Origin of the sequence: Bradyrhizobium sp. 137 (assembly GCF_023074095.1) — a bacterium.
GTDB lineage: Bacteria > Pseudomonadota > Alphaproteobacteria > Rhizobiales > Xanthobacteraceae > Bradyrhizobium.
Window position 1 is genome coordinate 1 of the sequence record NZ_JADPKU010000005.1, and the last position, 24,430, is coordinate 24,430.

The 24,430-nt window shown below is 61.0% G+C and carries 26 protein-coding genes and 1 tRNA gene; 19 read left to right on the forward strand and 8 right to left on the reverse strand.

Annotation, left to right across the window (positions count from 1 at the left end):
- Positions 1 to 619: 619 nt before the first annotated feature.
- Positions 620 to 1,405, reverse strand: a complete 786-nt coding sequence (locus tag IVA78_RS00795; RefSeq protein WP_247279350.1) for an SDR family oxidoreductase — start codon at positions 1,403 to 1,405, stop codon at positions 620 to 622.
- Between the two features lie 133 nt (positions 1,406 to 1,538).
- On the opposite strand from IVA78_RS00795, the gene IVA78_RS00800 reads away from it, so the two are divergent.
- A complete protein-coding gene (locus IVA78_RS00800) occupies positions 1,539 to 2,237 on the forward strand; it encodes a histidine phosphatase family protein (protein ID WP_247279351.1) in 699 nt (232 codons plus the stop codon).
- A gap of 70 nt (positions 2,238 to 2,307) precedes the next feature.
- Positions 2,308 to 3,075: an SDR family oxidoreductase gene (locus IVA78_RS00805; protein ID WP_247279352.1), complete on the forward strand. Its 768-nt coding sequence runs from the start codon at positions 2,308 to 2,310 to the stop codon at positions 3,073 to 3,075.
- 116 nt (positions 3,076 to 3,191) lie between these two features.
- Here IVA78_RS00805 and IVA78_RS00810 read toward each other — a convergent pair whose 3' ends face one another.
- Positions 3,192 to 4,415 carry a serine hydrolase domain-containing protein gene (locus tag IVA78_RS00810; protein WP_247279353.1) on the reverse strand — a complete coding sequence of 408 codons (1,224 nt, stop codon included), beginning with the start codon at positions 4,413 to 4,415 and terminating at the stop codon, positions 3,192 to 3,194.
- A 150-nt stretch (positions 4,416 to 4,565) separates the two neighbouring features.
- On the opposite strand from IVA78_RS00810, the gene IVA78_RS00815 reads away from it, so the two are divergent.
- A tRNA-Trp gene (locus IVA78_RS00815) sits at positions 4,566 to 4,641 on the forward strand.
- A gap of 59 nt (positions 4,642 to 4,700) precedes the next feature.
- Here IVA78_RS00815 and IVA78_RS00820 read toward each other — a convergent pair.
- Entirely contained in the window at positions 4,701 to 5,963 is a 1,263-nt protein-coding gene (locus IVA78_RS00820) for a site-specific integrase (protein ID WP_247463698.1), read from the reverse strand.
- Positions 5,960 to 6,439, reverse strand: coding sequence for a hypothetical protein (locus IVA78_RS00825; RefSeq protein ID WP_247463701.1), 480 nt, complete (start codon positions 6,437 to 6,439; stop codon positions 5,960 to 5,962). Before IVA78_RS00825 ends, IVA78_RS00820 begins: the two co-directional genes overlap by 4 nt.
- Before the next feature lie 319 nt (positions 6,440 to 6,758).
- Here IVA78_RS00825 and IVA78_RS00830 point away from each other — a divergent pair, with 319 nt between their 5' ends.
- The 13 genes from IVA78_RS00830 to IVA78_RS00890 all read left to right on the forward strand — a co-directional run bounded on the left by IVA78_RS00830 (position 6,759) and on the right by IVA78_RS00890 (position 15,629).
- Complete coding sequence (locus IVA78_RS00830) at positions 6,759 to 6,935, forward strand: hypothetical protein (RefSeq protein ID WP_247463703.1); 177 nt, start codon at positions 6,759 to 6,761, stop codon at positions 6,933 to 6,935.
- Positions 6,936 to 7,288: 353 nt separating this feature from the next.
- Positions 7,289 to 7,489, forward strand: a complete 201-nt coding sequence (locus IVA78_RS00835; RefSeq protein WP_247463706.1) for a hypothetical protein — start codon at positions 7,289 to 7,291, stop codon at positions 7,487 to 7,489.
- Positions 7,489 to 7,665 carry a hypothetical protein gene (locus IVA78_RS00840; RefSeq protein ID WP_247463709.1) on the forward strand — a complete coding sequence of 59 codons (177 nt, stop codon included), beginning with the start codon at positions 7,489 to 7,491 and terminating at the stop codon, positions 7,663 to 7,665. Before IVA78_RS00835 ends, IVA78_RS00840 begins: the two co-directional genes overlap by 1 nt.
- On the forward strand, positions 7,658 to 7,903 hold the full coding sequence (locus IVA78_RS00845; RefSeq protein WP_247463712.1) for a DUF6074 family protein: 246 nt from the start codon (positions 7,658 to 7,660) through the stop codon (positions 7,901 to 7,903). Before IVA78_RS00840 ends, IVA78_RS00845 begins: the two co-directional genes overlap by 8 nt.
- Positions 7,900 to 8,562, forward strand: a complete 663-nt coding sequence (locus IVA78_RS00850; RefSeq protein WP_247463717.1) for a helix-turn-helix domain-containing protein — start codon at positions 7,900 to 7,902, stop codon at positions 8,560 to 8,562. The genes IVA78_RS00845 and IVA78_RS00850 overlap by 4 nt, the downstream gene beginning before the upstream one ends.
- A 471-nt stretch (positions 8,563 to 9,033) precedes the next feature.
- Positions 9,034 to 9,234 carry a hypothetical protein gene (locus IVA78_RS00855; RefSeq protein WP_247463720.1) on the forward strand — a complete coding sequence of 67 codons (201 nt, stop codon included), beginning with the start codon at positions 9,034 to 9,036 and terminating at the stop codon, positions 9,232 to 9,234.
- Entirely contained in the window at positions 9,231 to 9,671 is a 441-nt protein-coding gene (locus tag IVA78_RS00860) for a hypothetical protein (protein ID WP_247463722.1), read from the forward strand. Before IVA78_RS00855 ends, IVA78_RS00860 begins: the two co-directional genes overlap by 4 nt.
- The gene (locus IVA78_RS00865; protein WP_247463725.1) at positions 9,668 to 10,477 is read left to right on the forward strand and encodes a hypothetical protein; all 810 of its coding nucleotides are present in this window, start codon (positions 9,668 to 9,670) and stop codon (positions 10,475 to 10,477) included. Before IVA78_RS00860 ends, IVA78_RS00865 begins: the two co-directional genes overlap by 4 nt.
- A gap of 158 nt (positions 10,478 to 10,635) precedes the next feature.
- Complete coding sequence (locus tag IVA78_RS00870; protein WP_247463728.1) at positions 10,636 to 12,672, forward strand: hypothetical protein; 2,037 nt, start codon at positions 10,636 to 10,638, stop codon at positions 12,670 to 12,672.
- A gap of 35 nt (positions 12,673 to 12,707) precedes the next feature.
- Entirely contained in the window at positions 12,708 to 12,968 is a 261-nt protein-coding gene (locus tag IVA78_RS00875; protein ID WP_247463731.1) for a hypothetical protein, read from the forward strand.
- Complete coding sequence (locus tag IVA78_RS34465) at positions 12,965 to 13,189, forward strand: cold shock domain-containing protein (protein ID WP_276017348.1); 225 nt, start codon at positions 12,965 to 12,967, stop codon at positions 13,187 to 13,189. Before IVA78_RS00875 ends, IVA78_RS34465 begins: the two co-directional genes overlap by 4 nt.
- A 2-nt stretch (positions 13,190 to 13,191) precedes the next feature.
- On the forward strand, positions 13,192 to 14,892 hold the full coding sequence (locus tag IVA78_RS00885) for a cadherin repeat domain-containing protein (protein WP_247463734.1): 1,701 nt from the start codon (positions 13,192 to 13,194) through the stop codon (positions 14,890 to 14,892).
- Between the two features lie 104 nt (positions 14,893 to 14,996).
- A complete protein-coding gene (locus IVA78_RS00890; RefSeq protein WP_247463737.1) occupies positions 14,997 to 15,629 on the forward strand; it encodes a hypothetical protein in 633 nt (210 codons plus the stop codon).
- 945 nt (positions 15,630 to 16,574) lie between these two features.
- Here the strand turns inward: IVA78_RS00890 and IVA78_RS00895 are convergent.
- The gene (locus IVA78_RS00895) at positions 16,575 to 16,799 is read right to left on the reverse strand and encodes a hypothetical protein (RefSeq protein ID WP_247463741.1); all 225 of its coding nucleotides are present in this window, start codon (positions 16,797 to 16,799) and stop codon (positions 16,575 to 16,577) included.
- A 334-nt stretch (positions 16,800 to 17,133) separates the two neighbouring features.
- Between IVA78_RS00895 and IVA78_RS00900 the strand changes: the two genes are divergently transcribed.
- Positions 17,134 to 17,427 (forward strand): hypothetical protein, encoded by a 294-nt coding sequence (locus IVA78_RS00900; protein ID WP_247463744.1) that lies wholly within the window; start codon positions 17,134 to 17,136, stop codon positions 17,425 to 17,427.
- 33 nt (positions 17,428 to 17,460) lie between these two features.
- Here IVA78_RS00900 and IVA78_RS00905 read toward each other — a convergent pair whose 3' ends face one another.
- The gene (locus IVA78_RS00905) at positions 17,461 to 17,706 is read right to left on the reverse strand and encodes a hypothetical protein (RefSeq protein WP_247463746.1); all 246 of its coding nucleotides are present in this window, start codon (positions 17,704 to 17,706) and stop codon (positions 17,461 to 17,463) included.
- Between the two features lie 315 nt (positions 17,707 to 18,021).
- Positions 18,022 to 18,612, reverse strand: coding sequence for an RNA ligase family protein (locus tag IVA78_RS00910; protein ID WP_247463820.1), 591 nt, complete (start codon positions 18,610 to 18,612; stop codon positions 18,022 to 18,024).
- A gap of 2,254 nt (positions 18,613 to 20,866) precedes the next feature.
- Here IVA78_RS00910 and IVA78_RS00920 point away from each other — a divergent pair.
- Entirely contained in the window at positions 20,867 to 22,504 is a 1,638-nt protein-coding gene (locus IVA78_RS00920) for a calcium-binding protein (protein WP_247463751.1), read from the forward strand.
- Positions 22,505 to 23,369: 865 nt separating this feature from the next.
- Here the strand turns inward: IVA78_RS00920 and IVA78_RS00925 are convergent.
- Positions 23,370 to 23,654 carry a hypothetical protein gene (locus IVA78_RS00925; RefSeq protein ID WP_247463823.1) on the reverse strand — a complete coding sequence of 95 codons (285 nt, stop codon included), beginning with the start codon at positions 23,652 to 23,654 and terminating at the stop codon, positions 23,370 to 23,372.
- A 448-nt stretch (positions 23,655 to 24,102) separates the two neighbouring features.
- Between IVA78_RS00925 and IVA78_RS00930 the strand changes: the two genes are divergently transcribed.
- Positions 24,103 to 24,264: a hypothetical protein gene (locus tag IVA78_RS00930; protein WP_247463754.1), complete on the forward strand. Its 162-nt coding sequence runs from the start codon at positions 24,103 to 24,105 to the stop codon at positions 24,262 to 24,264.
- Positions 24,265 to 24,430: the final 166 nt, after the last annotated feature.

Sequence of the window (24,430 nt, forward strand, 5' to 3'; positions counted from 1 at the left end):
TCACGGCCTTTGAGCGCGACCGGGCTCAGATCCAGCAACGGGCGGTTTTGCGAGAACCGCCCGTTTGCACATTCTGGCAGATTTCCCAGACACAAGAGCGCGACATAAGCCGTTCCAACCATCCGCGCAGGGAAGGCCGGGATGTCTCCGGTTGCCCTGTTGTCCGCTATGCATGAAGCACACGCAATCTGCTCTTGGCATGGCGGCCCATGGGAGCCAACCGGCTCCCGGTCTTCCCTGCGCCCTCTTTCATGATGAGGGCAAGGCATCGAAGCAGAGCTCGGGCGAACAAGCCGCGAAGATGCGAAGGTGTGTCTGCAATTGAAAGCGAATTGAAAGCGCGATGCCATCACCCCACACTCCGTCATTGCGAGCGCAGCGAAGCAATCCAAAAATGTATCCGCGGATAGATTCTGGATTGCTTCGCTGCGCTCGCAATGACGATGTTGATACAGGCGCGCGACAAAACTCTCCGCTCGTGCCCTGGACGCAGCGCAGCGCTTCTTCAGCGGTGCGCTGCCGAGCCGGGGCCCATCCGCTAGTGCGGTGGCCTGCTGGGTCCCGGCTCTGCGCCACATCGCTTGCGCGCTGCGTCGCGTCCGGGACACGAGACCTTCAGTTAAACCGGCTTGCCCGTATACGGCATCGATGCCGTCAGGCCGCCGTCGACGGGGAATGCCTGACCATTCACGTACGAGGCCTCGTCGCTGGCCAAAAACAGTCCCATCGCCGCGAGCTCGTGCGGCTGGCCGGGGCGCTTGAGCGGGTTGAGCTGGCCGATCTTGTCTTGAGTGCCGCGCTCCTTGGCGCGGTCGAAGATCGGTTTGGTCATGCCGGTCTCGATCAGGCCGGGGCACACCGCGTTGATGCGCACGCCGGTGCCGGTGAGCGAATAGGCTGTGGTCTGCACCAGGCTGATCACGCCCGCCTTGCTCGCCGCATAGGGATGTCCGCTGGCGCCGGCCTTGAGGCCGGCGACGGACGCCGTCAGCACGATCGCGCCGGACTGTTGCTTGACCATGTGCGGCATCGCGTATTTCACCGCGAGGAACGGCCCGATGAGGTTGACGCGCAAAATCTCCTGCCAGTGCTCCACCGTCTGCTCGGCGAGCGGGATGAGCCCGCCCGAGATGCCGGCATTGGCCCAGATCACGTCGAGCCGGCCATGCGCCTTCACGGCCTTGTCGATCATTGCGATGACGTCCGTCTCGGAGCCGGCATCCGCGATCATGGCTTCCGCGATGCCACCGGCGTTCTTGATCTCCTCGACGGTCTCCTTCACCGCTTCGGTGCGATCGACGGCGATGAGCTTTGCGCCTTCCCTGGTGAAAAGCAGCGCAGCGGCGCGGCCGATGCCGCTGCCGGCGCCGGTGATGATGACGGATTTGCCTTGCAAGCGGCCCATGCGCTTCTCCCTTTGGCTCGCACGCGGCCCTTGCCGCGCGACGGAATTTCAAACAACATTTCAAACGGCAAAGTGTCTTGAGACACGTTCGCTACTGACGTACAGCGACATCACGCGGGATGGAAGGGTTTCGATGGCAGGCGCAGACAAGCCGAATGTGGTCACGACACGGTGGTGGTGGGTCCGGCACGCGCCGGTGCGCGATGACGGCGGCAACATCTACGGCCAGTCCGACATCGCCTGCGACATCAGCGACACCTATGTGTTCAACGCTGTTGCCAAGGTGCTGCCACGCAACGCAGTCTGGTATTCGAGCAATCTAATGCGCACACATCAGACGGCCGAGGCGATCTGGGCAACAGGCTTTCCACGGCCTGCGTCGATGAAATGGGAAGCGGATCTCGCCGAGCAGAATCTCGGCCGCTGGCAGGGCATGAACCGCGCCGAGTTCATCGCGAGCCGCCCCGTCGGCGCCAGCTGGTTCGCCGACATCAACGAGCCCGCGCCCGGCGGCGAAAGTTTCATGGACCTCTATAATCGCACGCGGCGCACCATCGAACGGATCAATGTGGAAGCGGCCGGGCAGGACATCATCGCGGTCGCGCATGGTGGCACCATCAAGGCGGCCGTAGGCCTTGCGCTCGGCGGCTTGCCGGAGCAGGGGCTCGCATTCGATATCGACAATTGCTCGGTGACGCGGCTCGATCATTTCGCAAGCCCCAAGCGCACGGTCTGGCGGTTGCCGATGGTGAACCAGCAGCCGTGGATCGCCGATGCTGCGCACGCAGCGATGCACCAGCCTGCGGGACCGGAAGTCAAGAAGCTTGCGTGAGCCGTTGTCCGGCCGCGCGGCTGCGGCGTAAGGTTCAAAGCCAAGTCAAATCATACTCTGGGAGAGAAACATGACCTTGTTCGACATGAAGGGGAAAGTTGCCGTCATCACCGGCTCGACCCGCGGCATCGGGCTCGCGATCGCCGAGCGTATGGCCGAGCACGGCGCTAAGGTGGTGATCTCCTCGCGCAAGGCCGACGTTTGCGAGCAGGTGGCCAATAGCATCAACGATAGATTCGGCAAGGGCACCGCGGTCGCGATCGCCGCCAACATCTCCTCGAAAGAGAATCTGCAAAACCTCGTCGACGAGAGCAACCGCGCTTTCGGCAAGATCGACGTGCTGGTCTGCAACGCGGCGTCGAACCCGTACTACGGTCCGCTCGCCGGCATCTCCGATGATCAGTTCAGAAAAATCCTCGACAACAACATCGTCGCCAACAATTGGCTGATCTCGATGGTGGTGCCGCAGATGATCGAGCGCAAGGACGGCTCGATCATCATCGTCTCGTCGATCGGCGGCCTCAAGGGCTCGACCATCCTCGGTGCCTACGCGATCTCGAAAGCCGCCGACATGCAGCTCGCGCGCAACCTCGCCTGCGAATACGGCAAGCACAATATCCGCGTGAACTGCATCGCGCCCGGCCTGATCAAGACCGACTTTGCGAAAGCGCTGTGGGACAATCCGGAGAATCTGAAAGCCTCGACCTCGCGCTCGCCTCTCTTGCGCATCGGCATGCCAGACGAGATCGCGGGCGCGGCGGTGTTCCTCGGCTCGAAGGCCGGCGACTTCATGACCGGGCAGACCATGGTGATCGACGGCGGCGCGACGATCAGTTGAGGCTTTGGCGTGATCCCGGGGCACGCGAAGCGTGAACCCGGGATCGCGAGATTCTCAGGTGCGCAATTGCGCACCATAGTTCGATGCTTTGCATCGCCCCGGAATGACCCTTCGGGTCACTCCACCGCCGCGTAAACCAGATCCCGCACCAGCGTACGCGTATAGTCGCGTTGGCCCGGGCCTTGGCTCATGAACACCGCGAACAGATCCTCCTTCGGATCGATCCAGAAGAACGTGCCCGCAATGCCGCTCCAGAAATACTGGCCGACGCTGCCGGGGAAGGGCGCGATGCCGGCCTCGCGGCGCACGGCAAAGCCGAGACCGAAGCCGTGGCCGGGCGACAGCAGCGTGCCATTTGTTGCAACATGCGGCCCGAGATGATCGGACGCCATCAGCTCCAGCGTCTTACGGCCGATGATCCTGTTGCCGTCGAGCGTGCCGCCGTTGCGCAGCATCAGGCAGAAGCGCGCATAATCCATCGTGGTCGAGACCAGCCCGCCACCGCCGGACTCCATCACCGGCTGCTCGAGCATGTTGAAGAGCGCGACCTTGTCGCCGGTCCAGGGATCGGCCGCGAACGGTTCGGCGAGGCGGCCGGAATTGGTCTCGGGCGTCGCAAAGCCGGTCTCGGCCATCTGCAAGGGCGCGAGGACGCGTTCGGCGAGGTACGCGCCGAGCGACTTGCCGCTGACGACTTCGACGATGCGGCCGAGGATGTCGGTGGAGCGGCTGTAGTTGAACTCGTCGCCGGGATGGCAGATCAACGGAAAGCTCGCCACCAGCGCGGCGTGCTCGGCATTGGTGATCTTGCGGCTGCGGACGCGGGACTCCTGGTAGAGCTTGTGCACCGGGCCGTCGCCCTGGTGCTCGTAGGTCAGGCCCGAGGTGTGACGGAGCAGGTCCTGCACCGTCATCGGCCGCCTCGGCGGAACCAGGTTGAGCCGGCCGCCGCTGACCACGCCGACCTTTTGCTCGGCGAACTCCGGAATGAACTTGGCGACCGCGTCGCTGAGAAGGAGATGGCCATCCTCGATCAGCGCCATGATAGCGACCGAGACAATCGGCTTGGTCATCGAGAAGATCCGGAAGATCGAATCGCGCGCCATCGGCGCCGCGCCCGTCGGGCTCTGCCGTCCCAGTGCCTCGAACCAGCCGATTTGGCCGCGGCGGGCCACCAGCACGGTGACGCCGAGAACGGTTCCCCTGTCGATCTCGCGCTTGAAGGCGTCCGACATGGCCTGGAGGCGGGGACGCGACAGCCCGAGCGTCTCGGGGCGGGCTTCCGGCAGAGGCGGGGTCTGCGGCGCGATCGTGGCGTGTTGGGCGGCTGTGGCGGTCATGGGCGCTCCCGGTTGCTCTTGATTATCTGGAATGGACTGTGGCCCCAAAACCCCGGCACAAACAAGCGAAGCCGGCGCGGTTCACCCTTGCAAACCGGCCGTCCCCTGTGCTTGAAAGCGGCCCTGATCCTAAGGCGACGCGGGGTCTGTAGGAGTGTAGCTCAATTGGTAGAGCACCGGTCTCCAAAACCGGGGGTCGCAGGTTCGAGCCCTGCCACTCCTGCCATGAAATCAACGTCTTAGACGAACTTCCTTACGGTCCAGGCGGGTGCTGCTACCGCTTTGCTACCGAATCGTTCCAGCACCGAGAAATCCGGCCGCCAATCCTGTGATGGTGCTGGAGAGCTTTTCGTCTGCCTGCTTCAGGCGCTTTCGTTTCGTGTAGCTCCGCAGCAGGGTGGCCGGATCATCGCCGATCCGCTGGGCAACCGTGTGCACGGGAATGCCAGCATCGAGGAGGGCGGTGCTGTGGATGCCCCGCAGATCATGGAATCGGGTCTTGCCGAACCCGAGGGGCCCGGCCCGCTCCGCAAACTCCCTCGAGAAGTTGCGCGGGTCGCGTGGCGTCGTGAATGACACGCCGCGGCCGGGGCCGAACAGTGCCGGAAACATCAGGGCCGCACCGGGCAGGCGCACGAGAGAGAGGTCAACGGTACCGGCATCCTTGGGGATGCCCGCCACGATCCGCAGGTGCCGTTCCTTCTGTTTCAGCAGGATGGCAATGGTGGCGTCGTCCAAATCGATCGTGCGCAGCCCGCGTTTCGTCTTCGGCGGCTTGATCCGGATCTTGAACTTTTTCGTCTGCTCCAAGGCTCGCTCTATGCGGAGGCTCTTTTTCTCGACGTCAAGATCGCTCCAGCGGAGGGCCAACAGTTCGTTTCTGCGAGCCCCCGTGGCGGCCGCCAGCACAACAACGGGATATTGGCTTGTGGATTCGAATCCCGCCACCAGCGTCCGAAGCTCGGCCTCGGTCAGGCCCTCGCCAATATCGTCCGAATCCGTCTCCTCGTCTGTCTCGTAGATGTGCCCCTCGGGGTTCGGGACCTGCTCGACGCGCGTCATGGGGTTGACGAGAAGAAGGCCTTTGCGGTGCGCGGTCGCCAGGCATGCACCGAAGACGATGTGAACGTGATGCTGCGTGCGCGGGGAAATGGCCTTGGCCTCGGCCATATCGGCGTATCGCTTATCGATCTCGGTCGCCTGCAACTTCTGCAACAGCCGATTGCCGAGCGAGGGCTTAACATGCGTGCGCAGTAGTTGCCCGTATCTCTCTAATGTCCGTTGACTGGGCTTCTTCTGCCGACGCCCCGGTGCTCCGGCCTCAATCCATTGATCGATCCACTGGCCGACGGTCAGCTTTGACGGATCTATGTACGTCCCACCTTTCAACTCTGAAACCAGCCGAGCAACCTCAACCTGGGCCTGACGCTTGCCGGTACAGCCGGGCAGGGAGTGCCATTTCCGCTTGCGAGCGCCCGTTTTGACGTCGCGCGTATCGATGACGGCGTACCAGTGACCGGCGCCACGCTCTCGGACATGTCCCTTCATTTCTCCTGGCTCCTGTCTGGTTTGATGTTCAACGCCTTGCGCACGTCCACTGCATTGTACATTCCGTCCAGCCACGCGGCTGTGGCCTCCTGCGAGCGACGGCTCCAGCCTCGCTGCTCCAGCAATTCGGAAACCTGCTTGGGCGTGAGTGGCTCGGCCGCCAATAAGCCCGACCAAACGCGGCGAACGATGGCCTCCGCCTGTTCCTCCGGAGATCGTCCGATGAGAGGCCCGTCCAGCGAAGTATCGATCTCACCGGCAGGCCGAAGCTTTTCAAGCATTTTGCCGACGGCGATGCGGAACGTCTCGAAAATCGTGGGGTCCGTATGCCACTCGCAATCTCTTCCATCCGCCGAGCTCGATTTACTCTCCTGGTCGATGTTCTCAATCACTAAAGCCAGTGCGCGTACGGGGCTGCCCACGTCACTTCGGTAGCGTCGACCTTTTAAGCCAGTCTCGAGCAATTTTTCCGCCAATTGCGAAATCGAGAGTCCGGATCTCGTAGCCTCTACCTCGAGAGCTCCCCGCGTTTCCGCGGTGATGCGCGTCGAGAATGTGGAGACCTTGTGGAGTGTAGCCTTACGCCCCCCGCCAGGTCGCCTCTTCTTCGGCGTTGCTGTCATGATTTGCCTTATTTTGTCATAACAAAATGAAGGCTACCCATAGCACAAGCGCCGGCACTCTGCAATATCCATAGTCACAGCGAACACCTAACCGGGGAAACGCCCCGAGTGCTCACATTTTCCTCAACCACCAAAGAGGGCTCGTCAAATGACGCCACATGAAGTCAAGGAATTGCTGAACCGCCCGACGATTACGCCTGCCGAGCTGATCGCGTCAGGCATTTTGCCGCTCAAACGGAATGGCATTTATGACGCGATCAAGCGCGGAAAGATTGAGGTGATCGACCTCGGTCACCGCAAGGCGGTCGTCACCGCTTCACTGCGGCGGATGCTGGGGATCGAGACATGAGTTTGCGGCCAACGGGGGAAGCCAAGCATCACTGCCGGCGCTGCCGCGTGAAGCTTCCCGCTCCAGAGGAGAACCCGCTCTCCGCATTCTGCTGCAAGGGGTGCGCCCGGCTCCACTTCGAGGCCAAGTGCGTCATCTGCGAGGGCCGGAAATCGAGCAGGGGGCTGGCCTGCCATCACCCAAGGTGCCGATCAGAGTTAGCGGCCAAAAAACGCTACGGGACCATGGGGAGGCTACTACCTACCGGCCGTAAAAAGTTGGGCTCCGGAACATCTATAAAACAAGCGCTTTCCGAAGCCCTCAAAGGCCGTCGGACCTACCGAATTGTCGCCGGATCGCTGACCCCAGAACAAGTGAGGCTGGCCACCAGCGGCGCCGCCTTCGGCAACTGTCCCTTCGAGCAAGACCGCAAGCTGAACAGACGCCACCGGATCGCGGACGAGGGGGCCGAGATCGAGGCGAACGGCCACTTCGAGAATGCCGAGTGGCGCGAGGTCACTAGTTCTGACGGCACTCGATGCTTCGTCGGTGCGCAAGCGGCCGAGGCGCCGTGATGCAGCCCCAGCCGATAGTCCAGCGTGACGACGGCCTGTTCGAGGTCGACCTGATCGAGCCGCTTGGGCCATTCGAGACGCGGCAATTCGCCGAGTCCGTGGCAGCCCACGAGGTCGCGCGGGCCGCCTGGCTGCGGCGAGATTCCCGACACCGAGAGGAAATCACCAATGGCTGAAGTCCTTCCGTTTCCGATCGCAAGGCGCCGTGACTTTATCCGGAAGCAGGCTACACATGCCGCGCGCATGAATCCGGACGCTGCTGTGCGATATGTCGAGCGCCAGCTGCTGGCTCAACGTGACTCGATGCGCAGACGCGGCATTGCTGAGACCCTGATCGACCGTGAACTGCACGGCATGACGGCGGCCATGTATGCAGAGTTCCTCCAGGCAAAATCTGTCATGGGTGGCGCGTGAGCGGGAAGGACAGATCGCGCGATAAACTCCCGCCGTTCGTGCCCCTGTTCCGGGAAACCTTGGCGACGCCTGCGTATCGGCAGCTTTCCTTCGGGGCTAGGGCGCTGTTCACCGCGCTGCGAACGCATTGCGTCAAAAACAATGGACACGTTTACCTCAGTCACCGCGATGCCTGCGAAGAGCTCGGGCATAAGAGTCGGAACGACATCGCGAACTGGTACCGCGAGCTGGTTCACTACGGCTTCATCGTGCAGACCGAGGCCGCAAGCCTTGGCATCGAGGGCAGGGGTAAAGCGACACACTGGCGCATCACCGACATGCCAACCCGGAAGGGCAATAACGAACTAGAAACGCCGACCAAAGACTTTTTGCGATGGGACGGCGTGGTGTTTGAACCCCATGTCGCGCCGTCACGCCGCTGGAACGCCCACAAGCAGACCGTCATCAAAAAACAGAATCCCGGGCTGCACGTTCGTACCACAGTGGGCTGCACGTCGGTACCAGAGGTGGGCTGCACGCTCGTACCACCTGGCGGGGGAAGTGGCTCCCACGTGCAGCCCATATCGGTGCAACGGGATGGTACCGACGTGCAGCCCATATCTAGGTTAGCCACTAGGTTCGCCGGTTCTGAGGCCAAGTCGCGTGGCGGTGCAGCGTGATGCAAGCCAGCCCAAGCCAGTGCGCACGCCGCCTACGCGCTGACCCGTGCAGGCTCTGGATGAATGGTGTAGGCGGGATGCAGTGCGACAGTGAGGGCCGCTTCGCCGCCGTCGGGCAAACCCTCGCCATAGACCACCACATCGACGGCAATCGGCCTCCTACAATCGCCGCTTGCGAGCGTTCATGCGCAGTCCGCTGTTTCTCGACCTCGCGCGGAGCCAACGCACCAGCGGCAGCGCCAGGGGCGGCGAGAGGGCGAATTCGCGCGAAATTTCCAAGGGACCGTAAGGCGGGCTTGGCCCATGCGGCGGCGACCGCGGCATGGATTCAGCGTAGCCGGGCCGGCCGAAATCCTGGTTTTGTTGTCAGCGGAGGCGGCGGTGGTAGCGCCATATAGGTGCAGAACAGGTTTCGCGGGACGACCGTTCGCGCTTCGCCGATGCATTGTCGAGATCCTGACACGCCGTGACATGCTCAGCGCGCACGACATCGCCGGCGTCGCCTACGGTCGGCGGCTCATCGTCAGACCCGCGCATCGCCGGTACGTTACCGAGGCGCAGCTTGTCTCGGTGCGGCGTGCGCTTCGTGCATTGGTCGCCAAGGGTAAGATCCGGGTCCTGTACCGCCGCCGAAGATGGAAGGTATTCACGTTGCAGGAGGTCGAACTGTGACCGACGCAATGATCGACGACGAGCGTATCGCCGCGGCAATCGAGGTTCACCGGGCGGCGATACAGGCCCTTGAAGACATGCGGTCACAGGCCCGCACCCCGACGGCACCGGTCAAACCGGCGCCCGCTATACGGAGAAATCAGCCGACGGCACGTCCCCGATGGGAGTTGGCCGCGAGAGCCTTTCGGCGCTTTCCGTTCGAGCCGCATACGGTCAGGCGAATCTGCGCCGATCACCCTGAGTGGGCCAAGAAGTTTCGAGATGGCCAATGGTTCGTCAACGTGGATTTGTTCGATCCGTTCGCGGATCTGGTCGAGGCTGGCGTGGCATCGTTCGCGGTGTCCGCGAAGTTCGCGGTGTCGGTGGCGGCGGACGCGCAGCTTGCGATAACTTTTGATCAGCAATCAGATGCACATGGAAACGAGAGCGTCACGTGACAAAGATTCAACGACAACTCGAGGAGGCCCGCGCCGATCTAGCAGCGGCAACCGCGGCGCTGACGGCCTCGGACGAGCAGCAGGCCGAGGCCGTCAAAAGCTCGAAAACATATTCGCAGTGGCGCCTATCGCACGAGGCAGCAGCACTTGAAGCCGAGCGGCTGGCGCTTCTCGTTGAGAAGCTCGAGGCCGACCTACAGCAGGAACAAACCGATGCCGCCGTCGCAGCCAGGGCAGCGCGTCGCGTAGAACTAGAACAGCAATCGAAGGCGCTCGCCAGCCGCATTGCCGAGGAAGGCGCACAGGCGGCAGCGGTTCTGTTGGCGCTGGCCGAGCAGGCAAAGCTCAATGCCGAGGCCGTCGAGCTGTTCAATCGTGAACTTGGTGACGACGATGCGCCTCTGCTTTCTGGCGACCACATCGCCCGCTATCGCGCCCCAGCTCCCCGACAGAATCTCGCAGAGGACGTCATCGACCTCTGGGTTTTCGAGCGTACCGGCGAGCTCGTCGGAGATCCGGACTTGATCCATGAGATTTCGGAGCAGCGCGGCATCATACCGCCCGCCGGCGGCGTCAGCTCGAGAGCGACACCAGTGGTCCGCAAACGGTTTCGGCAAGTCCGCTATCTCGAAGGCGGCGAGCGCTTGTATGTCGAGCCATTGGCGACGGTCCTGCGGCTGCCGCGGTTCGATGGCCCCGGCCTGCTGTTCGACCGCGGCCGCATCGTCGAGGCCGCGGAGCGGCGCGAGTTGATCGAACTCGTCGACGATGCTCCCGCCGAGCCGGCGGAGAGCGTGGCAGCCTGACCTGAGCCCCGAAATCAATCGCCGCCGGCGGGCACGCATCTCGAGCTGCCGGCGTCCGCGCCGCGCGGTTGTCAGACGCCGCGCGGCGCCCCTCCTACCCTTGTACCCGGATGGCCAGGAGGGGGCCATTCCGACAACACGACTGAGGAGCCGCTCGTTTGAGCAAGACAATTACCGCTACCGCCGTCATTCAGGCGTCGGACAAAACCGGGTCGACGCTCGACAAGATCGCGTCCAAGTTCAAGTCGGTCGAGAAGAACGCGAAGGCGCTCGAAGGCATCAAGCCCTTGAAGTTTACGGGCGATATGTTCGAGGAGCTCAAAAGCCTTCAGCTATCCGAGAAGCAACTGCAGGGCGTGCGCAAAGAGTTCGCGCTGTTTAACGATACGCTGAAGCAGAGCCGGCCAAAGGCTGATCATTATTTTCGCGCGATCCACGAATGGCAAGGCAAGACGGTCGACCATTGGCGAAACATCAAGGCTGGTGTCGACGACGCCGAGAAGGCACATAAGAGGTTCTTCGCTAGCGCAGCATCTAGTGCGGCACGTTTCGGCCTGCACGCCGCAGGACTCGTAGGCGGCGCCTATATGGCCGGTCACGCGGTCAGGGCCACCGTCAAGACGGCCGGCGCCCAGAACCGTGCAGCAGTCCGCTATGAACAGATGGGCCTGAGCGATAGCCAGCTCGGCGAAGCCAACATCCTCGCCGATAGCCTGTCAGCGAGGTACCCGACCATTTCCAGGGCCGACGTCCTCGACGATCTCCGCAAGAATGCATCGCGCCTCGGGAGTTTCGACCGGGCCAAGGAGATCGCGGACACATACGCGCGCGCAAGGATATCCAACCGGATATCCGGCGGTGACGAGCACGAACTGGAGCAGGTCGTCCGAGCGCTCGAAGGTGCTGGTAAGGCGAACAGCGCTGCCGAATTCGCATCCGGCATGAACATGTGGTCGAAGGCGAAGGCGGCCAACCCGGACTATACCGGCGAGCAATTCCGGTCGGACCTGTCGGCGGCATCCTCGGCCAAGTACGGATTGTCCAAGGACTACATGGAGAATGTTTTCCCGATCCTGGCATCGCACACTTCCGGGTTTGGCAACAAGCTGGCGACGGGGCTTTCGGCGCTGGTCGGTGGCCGCATGACAAAAAAGGTCAAGGGCGAACTCACTGAGAGCGGGCTGCTCAAGAACGGCAAGCTCGTCGATACTGAAGGTTACATCTCAAATAATTACGAGTGGACGCAAAAGCACATCAAGCCGCTACTGGAAAAGCAGGGCGTCCATTTCGGCGAGCACATGAGCGAGGAGGACAAGGGCAAGACCGTCAAATGGCTGCAAAGTCACTTCTCGGCCCGCAACGCCGCCGACCTCATGGCTACGAACTTGATCGACGAGTCGCTCGTAGAGCGCGCCCGCGGACGCAAGACGACGGGGCTGGAGGGCGTTCCTGATCTGCAAGCCAAAGACGCGGCGCTGGCGCTTGAGGGATTGAAGACGCAAGCGCTGGATCTCGGCGGCGCATTTATGGGTCTCGAAACCATAACCAGCGCGATGAATACAGTAGCGGGCGACTTCGCGAACTATGCGACGTTCACGCGCACCGGGAAGATGCCGGAGTCGTCGCCCGGCCTGCATGCGATCCAGAATTGGTGGAACACGCCAACGGATGAGCGCAACCGTCGTGAAAATATGGAAGCGCAGCGCCGGGACCTCGACTCCAAGCTGGATTCGTGGGCAATCGGCGATGAGGCAAAGGGGCGTCTCAGGATACGCCAGTTCGATCTTCAGCGCGCGATCGATCAGTCCAATGACCTGGCAACGATGCCACCGGTCGTTACCAAGGAAGAACTCGCGGCAGCAGCGAAGCGCACGGGACTTGGTGGCGGTGGGCCGACCATCCCGATGCCGAATGCGGACCCTCGAAAGTCTGCGATGCCACCGGTGCAATCGCTCGAAGGAGCTAACGTACAGGCCACACTTACCGGGTCTGCCGAAGTGCACGGTGAGGTCAAGAACATCATCGAGGTGAAGGCGTCTCAATATTTTGAGGCTTTGGTCCAGGGCGCGCAGAACGCGATCAAGCTTGTCGGGCAGTATACCGCCAACGGCGTCGGCTCGACCGGTAAGTCGAGTCCCGACGCCGCGGCTCCGGCTGCACCGCATGTCGGCTCGGCGGGGAATTCGCCGCTGTGACGATGTGGAGACGACGACGAAAGCTCGAGGACCGCGTGAAGTCCCTCGAAGACCGGCTCGACCGCGTGGCGATCCGTCAGATGGTTGGCGAAGTGATGCTGGCGACATCGCTCAGCATGCTGCTGCGCTCGGTGCCAGACGCCTTGCGCAGGGAGTTAATGCGGGAGCTGCGCGCGAACCTTCACGTCGACGCCAGCGCGCCAGATGCGGGCCAGGCCGAGCGCCTGGTGCTGGAAACGGAAGAACGTTTTGACCGGCTTCTGGACCAGATCGAACACCTGTCGAGGACGAAATGAACGGCGGTACTTTGAAATTATTCAACGACCTGAAGGGCTACGGTTTCATCAGGCCAGACGACGGCGGCGCCGATGTTTTCGTTCACGCCAAGGCCTTCAAAGAGATTGGCCTCATTCCCAAGCTGGGGATGCGCCTCGAGTACGAACCTTGGCCGACGCGAGACGGCCGCCGACGGGCCGGGCGGTTGCTCCCTCCGCATCGAGATAGTGACGGAGCATAACAATGCGCTTTGGTGTTGGCGTCCGCTTTCCCGTTCCGGGCATGATCTCGCTCGTCGGCAAGGCCTTCTCCCGCAGTCGGGTGAGGGCCGCCTCCGGCGGGACGACGCCATTGTCCGGCAAGGCAACCGCGCGCTGGTCATGGCGGTCCGGGCTGGGAAGCGTCCCGGTCATCACCTCGACCTCATTCACGCTTGGCACCAACCCCGGCTTCGACGCGCTCATCGGGCACGTCGATGCCACCAACAGCCCGACGTCCTACGCGATCACCGCCGGGAATCCCTCGGGCTTCTTCGCCATCTATTCCAGCGGCAATATGCGTACCGGTCTCTCGGCGGCGCCGCCCGACAACATCTATAATCTGACGGTCACCGCATCGAACAGTTTCGGCACGAGCCCGCCGAAGGCGATCAGCGTAACCGTCGGCACGGCGCCTGTTGTCAGCACTTTCTCTTTCGCGCTTTCGATCCCGGCGGCGGCAGGGACGGCCATCGGGACAGTGTCAGCATCAGGCGGCACCCCGACGACTTGGGCAATTACCGCTGGTAACTCCGCCGGCTATTTCGCGATCGACAATTCCGGGCTGATCACCGTCACCTCCGCAGGCGCATCGGGCCTGACGGCGCAGACATACAGCCTCACGGTGCAGGCGACCAACGCGCTCGGCAGCAACACTGGGACCGTCACCATCACGGCGTCGACCGGGGTCAGCTCTGGTGATGGAGCAGCGAATGCTCCGACCGGAACGGCGCAATTTCCAAACTTGTTGAGCGGCATGGCAGTGCGACCGCCCTGGAATGTTGCTGGCGTTGACTATCGCACCGGCATCAATACCGGCGTCACACTGAAAGATCCGGCGACCATCAGCATGTCTGGCGTCAGCGTCGACACGGGCTCGCGCATAGTCACTATTCTCGGCGATAACGTAACCATCAGTGGATACGACTTCAGCATGGGAGGTGGTTGGTACCTCAATGTCGGAAGCGTGAGCCAAATTGGTGGAAACAACGCCACCATCACCAACTGCAAATTCAGATACAACACGCTCTGGATCAGGAACCAACCCGGCGCTGGCAATCCCGGCACGACAATTCGCTACTGCGAGTTTGATGGCGGCGTCACGAGCGCAGACGCAAACGCTCCTGAGTTCTTGATAGACTACCGGGCGAACGGGGATCACATCTTCGAGTACAACTGGATTCACAATGTCGCGTGCGACATCTTCAGTATCTCGTCGTACTACGACGACGGCACCATCTCGAAGTGGACCTGCAGGTACAACGTCTGGAACGACACCGGATACAATTCGTCCCTAGGCTGGCATCCAGATTGGGTGCAGACCTATGGCGGTGCAATTACCGAAATTGATTTTTCGTACAACACCTGTGCCGAGATCAGTGGTGGTGGGGCCGTGCAGGGCATCTGCGGCGATCCGGGTGGTCCGTGGTACGGAGGAACGATCAATCACAATACGTTCTATGTCTCGGACACGCAGCATGTTAACTTCTACGTGTCGCCGTACACGCCAGGAAGTCAGTTGATCGACGTCCACCACAACTACGCGAGACTAAAGGGTGGCGGTTTCCCGAATTCTGTCGTGTTCAACTACGCCGCCTCAGGGCCTGACGGAAATTTCCACGACAACGTCAACATGGTTACAGGTACCGCCTTCACCTTCTGGAGCAGTGGGGACACGCCGCCATGACCATTTCCTGCGGCGCGGCTCCCACCGGGCCGCCCATCGTGGATTGGCACGACAACTACAACCTCGACACCGGGCAGCTCATGCCCGCCAACATGGGAGGATAAATGGCTCTCTTACTAGACGGTTCAGTCCATGCCGTTGGCTCCGGCTCATCGCTGGCTGTCGGGACGCTGACGACGTCAAGCGGCAATGTCGTCGTTCTGATCGCGATCCAGATCAACGGCACCCCGGTCGACAGCGTTACCGACACCGGAGGCCACGCCTGGCAGCGACGCGCAACGGCCGGCGCCGATCCGTTCATCATCGAGCTATGGTGGACCACGTCAGTTGCGGCGTTCAACAACGCCATCACGGTCAGTCTCGGTGCGGGGGACAGCAGCTTCCTCACGGCCACGGCTTGGGGCATCAGCGGGGCGGATACGTTCACGCCGTTCGACCCTAACGGAGCGCTGCCGAATACAGGGACGTCCGGCGCGCGGTCAATCACCACGTCAAATGCCAACGACTTCCTGATCCATTGCGCGCGCCTGAACACCGGCAATGGAACGCCGGCCACCGGCTGGACGGAGATCCAGGACAACACCGACTTCTGCCTGGTCCAGTACAAGATCGTCAGCGCGACCCAGAGCGCGCTCAGCGTCGATACCGGCGGCGAAACCAACAATGGCTCCATTGCCGACGCGATCCAGCAGGCTGGCGCTCCTGTCGATAACCTGACGCCGCAGATCTGGATGTGAGGCCTTTAACCATTTGGCGGGGCGGGCTTCGCCCTAGCCATCAAACCCGGGCGACGGCGGATGTAACCGCGCCCGGGGGGCGGACCTTCTCAGCTCTGGACCCCTACAGGGTCTGCGAAGGCCCGCTCGAAGCACGGTTTTAGGTGGGGGTTTGGCAGAACGGAATCAGCTGTGCCGACGCATTAATTAGGGAAGGCACGCGCCACTGATCGAGGCGACTTCCAGCCAAGGGCACGCCATCGTTAGACCTGTGGTCGCGCATAATCCTGTACCGCAGTACGCAGAGTTGTTGTACGCCGATGCCTGCAATGTCCGATGTTGCCAAAATCTGCTCCGAATTTGGAATCGCCGTTGTAGCGCCTGCCCAACGTCGTCTCGGGGGCAAGGCGTTAGAAACGTGTGCGGCGGCAACGTTACAAAGGCTGCTGTTAGACTGGGGCGAGTCCCATCTACGCGAGGTTCTGCTGTCGATTGTGGAGAGCGCAGGTAACGAACGGGCGCTGACCGCACCGGTTATCTCTGCCGTGTCGGATCTCTTGCTCGCTCACCCAGCTTGGTTCGGCAGCGACTGGTTGGACGCTCTGGATAAGATCGATCTCTCCGCCCTCCACGAGAGTGTGAAGGCAAATCGCAAGGCTGTGCAGCCTCGCGCGGCTATTGCGGCAAGCCTGTTTGAACGTCTGAAAGACAGGCTGCCCGTCACCCGGCGCGCTCTTTATCGTCGATCCAGGAGCGGCCCTGCGGCGAGCGCGTCACCGGCACCGAGATCATCCGCGCTCGCTCCTCGCTGGGCAGGCGCAAGCGAGGAAACGGACCTGAGTACCGGCGAGGCGATGCGGTTGAACTGCTCGAGCCAATGCCCTTCAAGGCCAAGCCATGAGCGACGACCTGGGCGGGTTTAATCGGCGAATCGTGTATCCGAACCCAGGAATTGCCTAGTTCCGCCTAGGCCTTTTGGTGCGCCTTCATATAGGGAGCGAAGAGCGAAGCGGCCTCTTTGTAAAATTGAGTAACAGCAAGGAACTGCTCTGAGCGTTTTTCGACCCACTTCGGGCGGTCGGGGTCAATCAGGTTTTCCATCATGGTGTTCGACAGGTCGAGAGGTACCAGGGGCGACAACGTGAGCCGCGGCCTTTGGGAGTAGACGGCAACAGCGGGAGCGGGAAACATTGAGGAAGGACTCGCTGGCGAAGCTGCTCTGGAATAGGCTGGTGAGCTACACGACCTGTAGCATTTTGTGTAAACCGAATTAGGAGCAGTACATGGCACTTTGCAGAGCTATCGCCCTATTCGTCATCGTCGCATTTGGAGCCGCCGTAGTGGCGGCGGGTTTCATGACATCGCCGGCCTCAGCCGGCAAAATGGATGGTAAGCCGGGTGGAGGGCGAAACTCAGCACATTACGGACCATCGAAGAGCGGCACACCTAAGCCGCGGTGAAAAAGTCAACCGCGCCGTAAGTAAAAGACAGTGCCAAGGCCCGCCGGTTCACGCTGGCGGGCCTCTTGTGGTACAATGCGCTGAACGCCATGAATTACATGCGAGCGCACCTCGAGCTACTTCGCGGGCAAATTGCAGAATGCGAGCGCATGCAGCGGGCTGCAAAGAGTGAACTCGAGCGCAATGCGCTCGCGAGGCTGCTCGCGCGCTACACGGCTATCGCGGTCGAGCTTGAAGAAGCGATAGCAAAGATGCCTCCTCGAGACACTTTCCGGGATCGCACCAAGAAAGCTCGGCAGGTCGCCAAAGGGGCCGCCAATGACCTGCTGGCGCTAGCCAACAAGCTCCGCCACGATTGAACTAAGGGTCCGCCTTGTTTTTAGCCCGCCGGTTTACGCTGACGGGCCAGCGGCTCGATTCTTTCGCCGGGCGGTCTCGTCCGCCTTTGGCCTGGGATGCACGCGGGAATCGACCAACACCTCGGTGATGGCATCGCGCAGGCTATCGCGGTCGAGGATGCTGATCAGTCTGTCGACCGTAGCTGAGGCGTCGCGCTTTTGCGTGAGATAGTTGGCCAGCGCCATCATGGCGAGGTCATAGCTCTGTTCGATCTGCTCGGCGGGGGTGAGGTGCGCCATCTTCACTATTCTCCACATTACCCTGTTTCGCGGCTAGACGTTTCTGCTTTTGCAAAAAGCCCCTGCGACGCTGCGGCTGGTGGACCAGATCAAGATCAAGCTCCGCGCATTTCCGACTGATGTCTCGCCAATCGCGGCAGAGATAACGGCTGAGTTCTTCCAGATCAGCACCTGTCCGCCATTGCTCTTGCAAGTCCTCAACGGCCATGTCCGACCACGGTTCGCCGGTGTGGATGTCGGGAACGCGATCAGGAGTCACCCACGTCACGCCTGATCTCTTCGCCATTGTCTCGCGAGCGCCTTGCCTGTAAGCCATCACAGTTCCCTTTCCATCGCGGGGTGCGCCCGGTTCTTCACCTTAATCCAGTGCTTCTGCCGACCGCCACGGTACGGCCTATCGCGGTGCTTAGAGACCAGCCCCTCAAGGCCCATTCGACAGGCGGCCCGGAATAGTTCAGGGCCGATCTCGCCGCGCTCAAACGGCGCAACGGTGATGCCGTCGGGCCGGCGCGCCAACAGCCGCGCGAGGTTCGTCTTTCGCAGGTGGAGCGGTTGGTCGCGTAGGTCGTTGCCACCAACTGCCAGCACGTCGAAAGCGTAGAGCTGGACTTCATGGTCGTGCCTGCGGGAGTGCAGGGCGTTGAAATCAGAGATACCGTCGACGCCGAGGATCACGGCTTCACCATCCATGACGAAGTGCTTCTCTCGGTTCTTCAGCGCCGCCTCAGCGATCCAGGGATAGCGCTTGGTCCAGTCGGTCCCGTTGCGGGAGAGTAGACGCACCCGGGTGTCCTCCCGAATGACCAGCATCCGGTAGCCGTCGTGCTTTACTTCGTGAATCCAATCCGGCCCGTCCGGGACCTGCTTGCCGGCCGTGGCCAGGCAGAGCTCGTACGCCATACGCATGGGCGAAAGATAGGAATTTCGAAGCTTTTTACGAGTCGGGAACAAGTGGCAATTTCGGCAATTGGGCCTCTGCTCCGGTGTCCCCAAGAGCTCCGGAGCACATCCTAACGGCCTCAGCTGCGCCCAGCTGCTGAGGTCGTCTTTTTGTGGACTGTCCAGCTGTCGCATGCTCACGCGGGCAATGCTTCATTTCTGAATTGCAAATTGGGGTGGTCTGCCGCTATCGAAATCTGGCCTGACCTCAGCGCCGCGGCTGCCGCAACCTCCGCAAACGAAACGGGGCTCGACGTTAGACAGCCGCACCTCGCCTGGCCACCGATCGGCGCTCAGAGCGATGTGATGATCGCAATGGCAATAGACCAGGACACCAGCGCCGCGATGATTGAAGGTATTCTTTGCTGGTGTGACGTAAATTCATACCGTTTCAATGCAGCATCCTGCAGAACTTAGGTGTGTATACGTTAGTCGATTGTCACAGTGCTTTCCAATTCTCACCAACTTTGCTGGTCAAGAAACGAGAGCAAACAAAGAGCATCGGACACGTTGTGGCCATCAAGAACATCGTTATTCCCTTGGAAGTCGAGTATCTACAGAAGGCAGCAAAGGAACGTGGAATCTCCCGCTCCAAGCTTGTGCGATTTGTAATGGAAAAGGTTGTGAACGACGAACTCGTTCCTGCGATCCTGGGTAAAGACGACTTGTCGAACGTTGAATCGCCGTCGCAAAGGTATCGACGCTTTCGGAATTGATAGGGCGGATCTTCCTCGAAGCGAGGGCAGTCGGCTGGCAACAACGTTACCGAGGCAATCGATCATGCGCTGCACGAGGTGCAGGCCGCGCGGCGTGATCTCACCACAACTGGCTTCTGCATGCGGCAGGCAGAAGCGCCAGAATAGATCGAGCCAAAGCCAACCTTGCTGATCTGGTGCAGTCCCGGAATGATTAAGTTGTTCGGGAAGAACAGTATTGCCAAGGTGCTGAAGCGACCAGAACGGCGATTAGAGCTGTGAGTAGGCTCACAGTGCTTCCCCAAGCGCCAAGCACCTCCAGCGGCCCCGGCCTCCCACAACGCCCAGATATGGCGCGCGCCAACTTTCAAATAGGAACTGCCGCCTCGCCACGGGTATTTCTGGCTGCACATCGGGCCAGGCCTTGGAGGCGTACAACGGCATCTCGACCGCGGTCGGCTGGCTCGCCCTGGCCCTGGTCGGCGCCGCTGCTGGCGGCGGCCTTCGCCGTGCACGCGACGATGCCAGCGGCTGCGAGCGGTGCTTCGCCGAGCCTACCGGGAGCCGCGTCACTCTGCTGCCCCCTTTTTAAGGCGATTGCGGGATGGCGACTTCAGAATTTAATATATTATTTATTTAATAATTTAATATTATCGGCCTTAATTGTAGCCTGAGACTTGGCCTAGAATGCTGGGCATCTCCCTCAGTCACGCATCTTGGGATAATCTGCAAGGAGTCGGGTGGCATGGATCGAGATCACCTTGACGCGATGTCCATTGATGAATTGTGGGCGCTGCACACCGCAGTGGGGCAGGTCCTAGCGGTCAAGCTGATCGCAGCAAAGCGCGCCCTTGAAGAGCGCCTTAATCAGCTCGGCCGGAGAGCAGACCGGAAGCATCCGGGGAGGCACTAACGCCGACAGAGCCTTCGGCGCGAGTGTTATAATTCGTGATTAATTTGAATTAACTTAACTTATGCTTTTTGAGTCACTGCGTGATTTATTGGTGCCTCATTTATAACAAAAGCGCGGCGCGGCATTCCCACCCCATTTCCCTTGCGCCCGCTCGGAAGGTCCGGCCATGACTGGTCTCCATCATTTCCAGAATTCCCCAGCGTCAATGCGATCGGCCGCTCCCTTCGAATGGGCCAACTTGCCCGAGGCGGGCAAGCGCGGCGGTCGAGCGGATGCCGGCGCTGTTCTTCGGCTCCGCTTCGAAACGCTCGCTGCTCAGATTGCTGAATTGGAAGCACTTCGCGAACGCGTCCTTGAGGCTGAGCAGAAGATCGCCTCTTCTGCCTCCGCTCCTGGTCAGCCGGCCGCGCCCTGAAGGCGGCGATAATCTCGCAGACAGACGAGTGACGCGGGAAAGCGAGAACTGTTCGGACGCTTGGCAGAGGAACTCGCAATTGAGGCTCTTGCGCTTGAACTGGTGATCGAGCGGCAGCAACAACACTGATCTTTTGAGCTGATCATCATGGCCTGGTGATTCGTTCCTTACGCGGGATGCAGCAAGGGGAGGCGAGATATGGCCAAACGAGTTCCAATTACCGCCGGTGATCTGACGCACCACGAGATAGGCACAAACGACGTTTTGGCCGGCGCTGCCGACGTGATCAACTTGCTATATGGGGATGCCGGTGGAAGCCTGCTCGATTACGCCATCGGCGGAAATGACACTTTTACTGGCGGCACGAACTCGACCAACTTTTTCGTTGGTGACGCGGGTCGAGACATAACCAATCACGCGACAGGTGGTGCTGACACATTTACGGGTGGGGCGGACTCGATCAACATTTTGATCGGTGACGCGGGCGGGAACATGTCCGATCACGCTACCGGTGGCGATGACACCTTTTCTGGTGGCGACGCCCACTTCGACCGGCCTTCCACAAACATCACCTACGGTGATGTCTACGACAGTATGTCTGGCTACGCTCGGGGCGGTAATGACACTTACACGTCTGGGATTTTGGCCACCAATACGTTTTATGGCGATGCGGGCGGCAACATGGCCGACCACGCAAGCGGCGGCCAAGACACATTCATTACAGGCCCCGCGCTGAGTCGGTATGGCGCGACCCCCACCACATTTTTTGGTGATGCCGGCGAAAGCATGTCTGGGTACACAAAAGGGGGCGACGACGCGCTAGCAACGAATGGCCATAGCAACAACATCTATTTTTATGGCGACGCCGGCGGAAACATGTCGAACCGGGCGCTGGGCGGCAATGACGCGTTTACAACAAGCGGCGTGCAAGACAACTACTTCTTTTACGGCGACGCCGGCGGCAATTTGTCTGGTCATGCTTCGGGTGGTGACGATATCTTGAGTTTTCTTCCCCACCCTGGCGGCGCGATGAACGACTTCAGTTATTTCTACGCCGACGCCGGGGGCGACATGCTGGAATTTGCGCGGGGCGGCAACGACACGATGGACAGCGCTACAAACGACTTTGGCCAAGCTACCTTCTTTGGTGACGCCGGCGGGAATATGCGAGATCATTCAGTCGGCGGCGATGACACATTCATCGGCGGCCCCAACGCGTTTTTCTGCTTGGCTTACGGTGATGCACTGACAATGTCCGGCTATGCGTATGGTGGCAACGATACGCTTATAGCGGGCAGCGTCTTTTCTGGTGGTTACAGCACCTTGGTTGGCGATGCACAGAACATGTCCGACAAAGCCCACGGAGGCAATGACAAGCTGATCAGCGGTACCGGAAACGACGACATGTGGGGCGACGCTCAGGTGATGCTCGGCCTCGCGAAAGGAGGAAACGACTACTTCGCCTTCAATTTCAACAGCGGTCACGACAAGATCGAGGATTTTGGTCAGGGCCTCTCAAATTTAGGAATCGACCACATCGATGTTTCGACACTCGGAATCGTGAACTTCAGCGATCTGACCATCTCAGCATTCGATCCGACGACGCACCAGAGCACGATCACATTCAATGCAGGTAACGATATCGTGGTGCATAGCGAGGAGCCGCTCAGGCCGCAGGATTTCATTTTCGCGCCGCCTTCCTCTGACCTAAGGTCGGGAGCCGGTCCGCCCTCTGCATCAGCGATGAAGGGCGGGCCACGTCTTTTTGTTAAGAGAGAAACGCTGCCGGGCTCAAAATTCCCTGTCCCCCCCGGCAGCCCTTTGTCTCAAAACTGAGCACTGAAATCCCAGTTGGCTTTCACAGTGCAGCCGGTTCACGCGGGCTGGCCTGCGTTAAAGAACGACCCCAGGCCTGGATCAATGACCCAGGGCTGGGGCCGCTCGGGCTATGGGGGATAGCCTGATGCGCCTGAGCGCACGTGGATCAAAGTCGGGCCAAGAGGAGAGTTCCTATCGAATGCTGGGCGCTGACCTGCTTCCGACCTCAGTGGCCTAGTTTGATTTAAAGAGTGGCATATTTTGATGCGTTCCTATAGCCAGAGCTAGATTGTAGGCGTACAGCTATTCCATCACCGCGCGATTCCCGTGGTACCCCATCGGTGACAGAGAGACGTTACCGCGCTCCCGCCTAAAGTTCGGAGCGAGAGCCATGTCCCTCCAGGCGCCGCAATACCTACCTTCTCCGACAGATAATCAGATCAAGTGCGACCGCTGTGCGGGCAGTTCCCGACTGCTACAGAAGTTCCTGAACGCCCGAAGTGGCGGCACCGTGCGCATCTACAGATGCCAGTGTGGCGAGCAGATGTGGCGCGAGACCCAAGAGTAAGGCTTCCTCAGTTGGCGGCTCCTAGGCCACGCCCGAGAGAATCTGCAAGGGAACGACTCTCCAGCTGAGAGAATTGAATTTTCGGTCTGTGGCGCGATCCTCCAAGTGTCGCGACATCCACCCGGGACGGCCCATCGTCTGACGCGCGTTTGGCGGTGGGTCGGTTCTCGCGGCTCATTGGCGCTGTCCTCCAGCACGGGAACTCGCGGCAATCGGTCGGATTGGTGCTGTGCTCCGGTTCAAAGCCCCCCTGCGTGCCGGAGCGTCCCACGGACCCAGCAGCCGCCTGTTAGCTGGGGCCGCTTTTTGGCGGGGCTATCGCGCGTTGCGATAGCCTGTGATTGCAAGCTGTGGGTTGCCTCGATCGAAGTCAGGCCGGACGTCGGCGCCGCGGCTGCCGCAACCTACGCAGACGAAGCGCGGCTCGATATCAGACAGCCGCACCTCATTGGCCCAGCGGTCTGCGTCCAGTGCAACGTGATGGCCGGAGTGGCAATAGACCAGCACGCCGCGCACGCCCATGCGGCGCATCTCGCCGAAGGTGATCTTCATCGATCGGCTGTCTGCGTGCGTAGGCGTATGGCGTTTCGGGCGAGGCATTGCCGCATCAAAGCGGCAAACATAAGCAGCTCGCAAATTATCGATCCCTTGTGGCTCGGGACTCGCGCGAGCTACTGCCGCTCGTGGGTTTGGATGGAGCCGAATGCGCCGGTGCGTTACCCCACCCTTGATTGGGGGCGCGAATGCGCCATCCTCGGTCGCTGACGAGGCGCTCTCAAATGCCTATTTTCATAGGGTCTGCGGAGGCCGAACGAACGCCCGGGCTGGGGTGGTAGCCCCCAGCATGAATGGGCCTTTTGGAGCCGGAAATCGCTCCCAATGCTGGGCGCCGGCCACGGCCACAGAGTTGCGGTTCCTGGCCTTGCGGTCAGTGACCAGGGGGACGATGCCGTCCGAAGTACAAGGCTCGTGACGGTGTCCACCCTGGACGGTCCCAGGAGCCCGCCTGATGGGCTAGAAAAGGGCGCCCGCGAACCCGATCACGTTGTTGTCCGACAAGGTCGAGGTGGCCTACCGCGGCGGCGACAGGCGCGCGAAGCGCCGGCCGATGATGGGCGACTGGGCGACCTATTGCTCCAAGCCGCCGGCCGAGAAGACGGACAAAGTGGTGCCGATAAGGGATGGGCGGAATCGCCTATTGCTTCAGTGATCGTTAACGGCTTCTAAATGCTGAGAGAAAAAATAGTTATCCCGAGAATTCACAGGTCGGCCGTGAATCACTATGTTGTCGGTAACTCCCTAGCCTGACGCCACCGCCTAGGCGGTGGCACCCATCCAAAGGTGGGGATCGATTCTTCGATCTAGAGGCTAGGGAC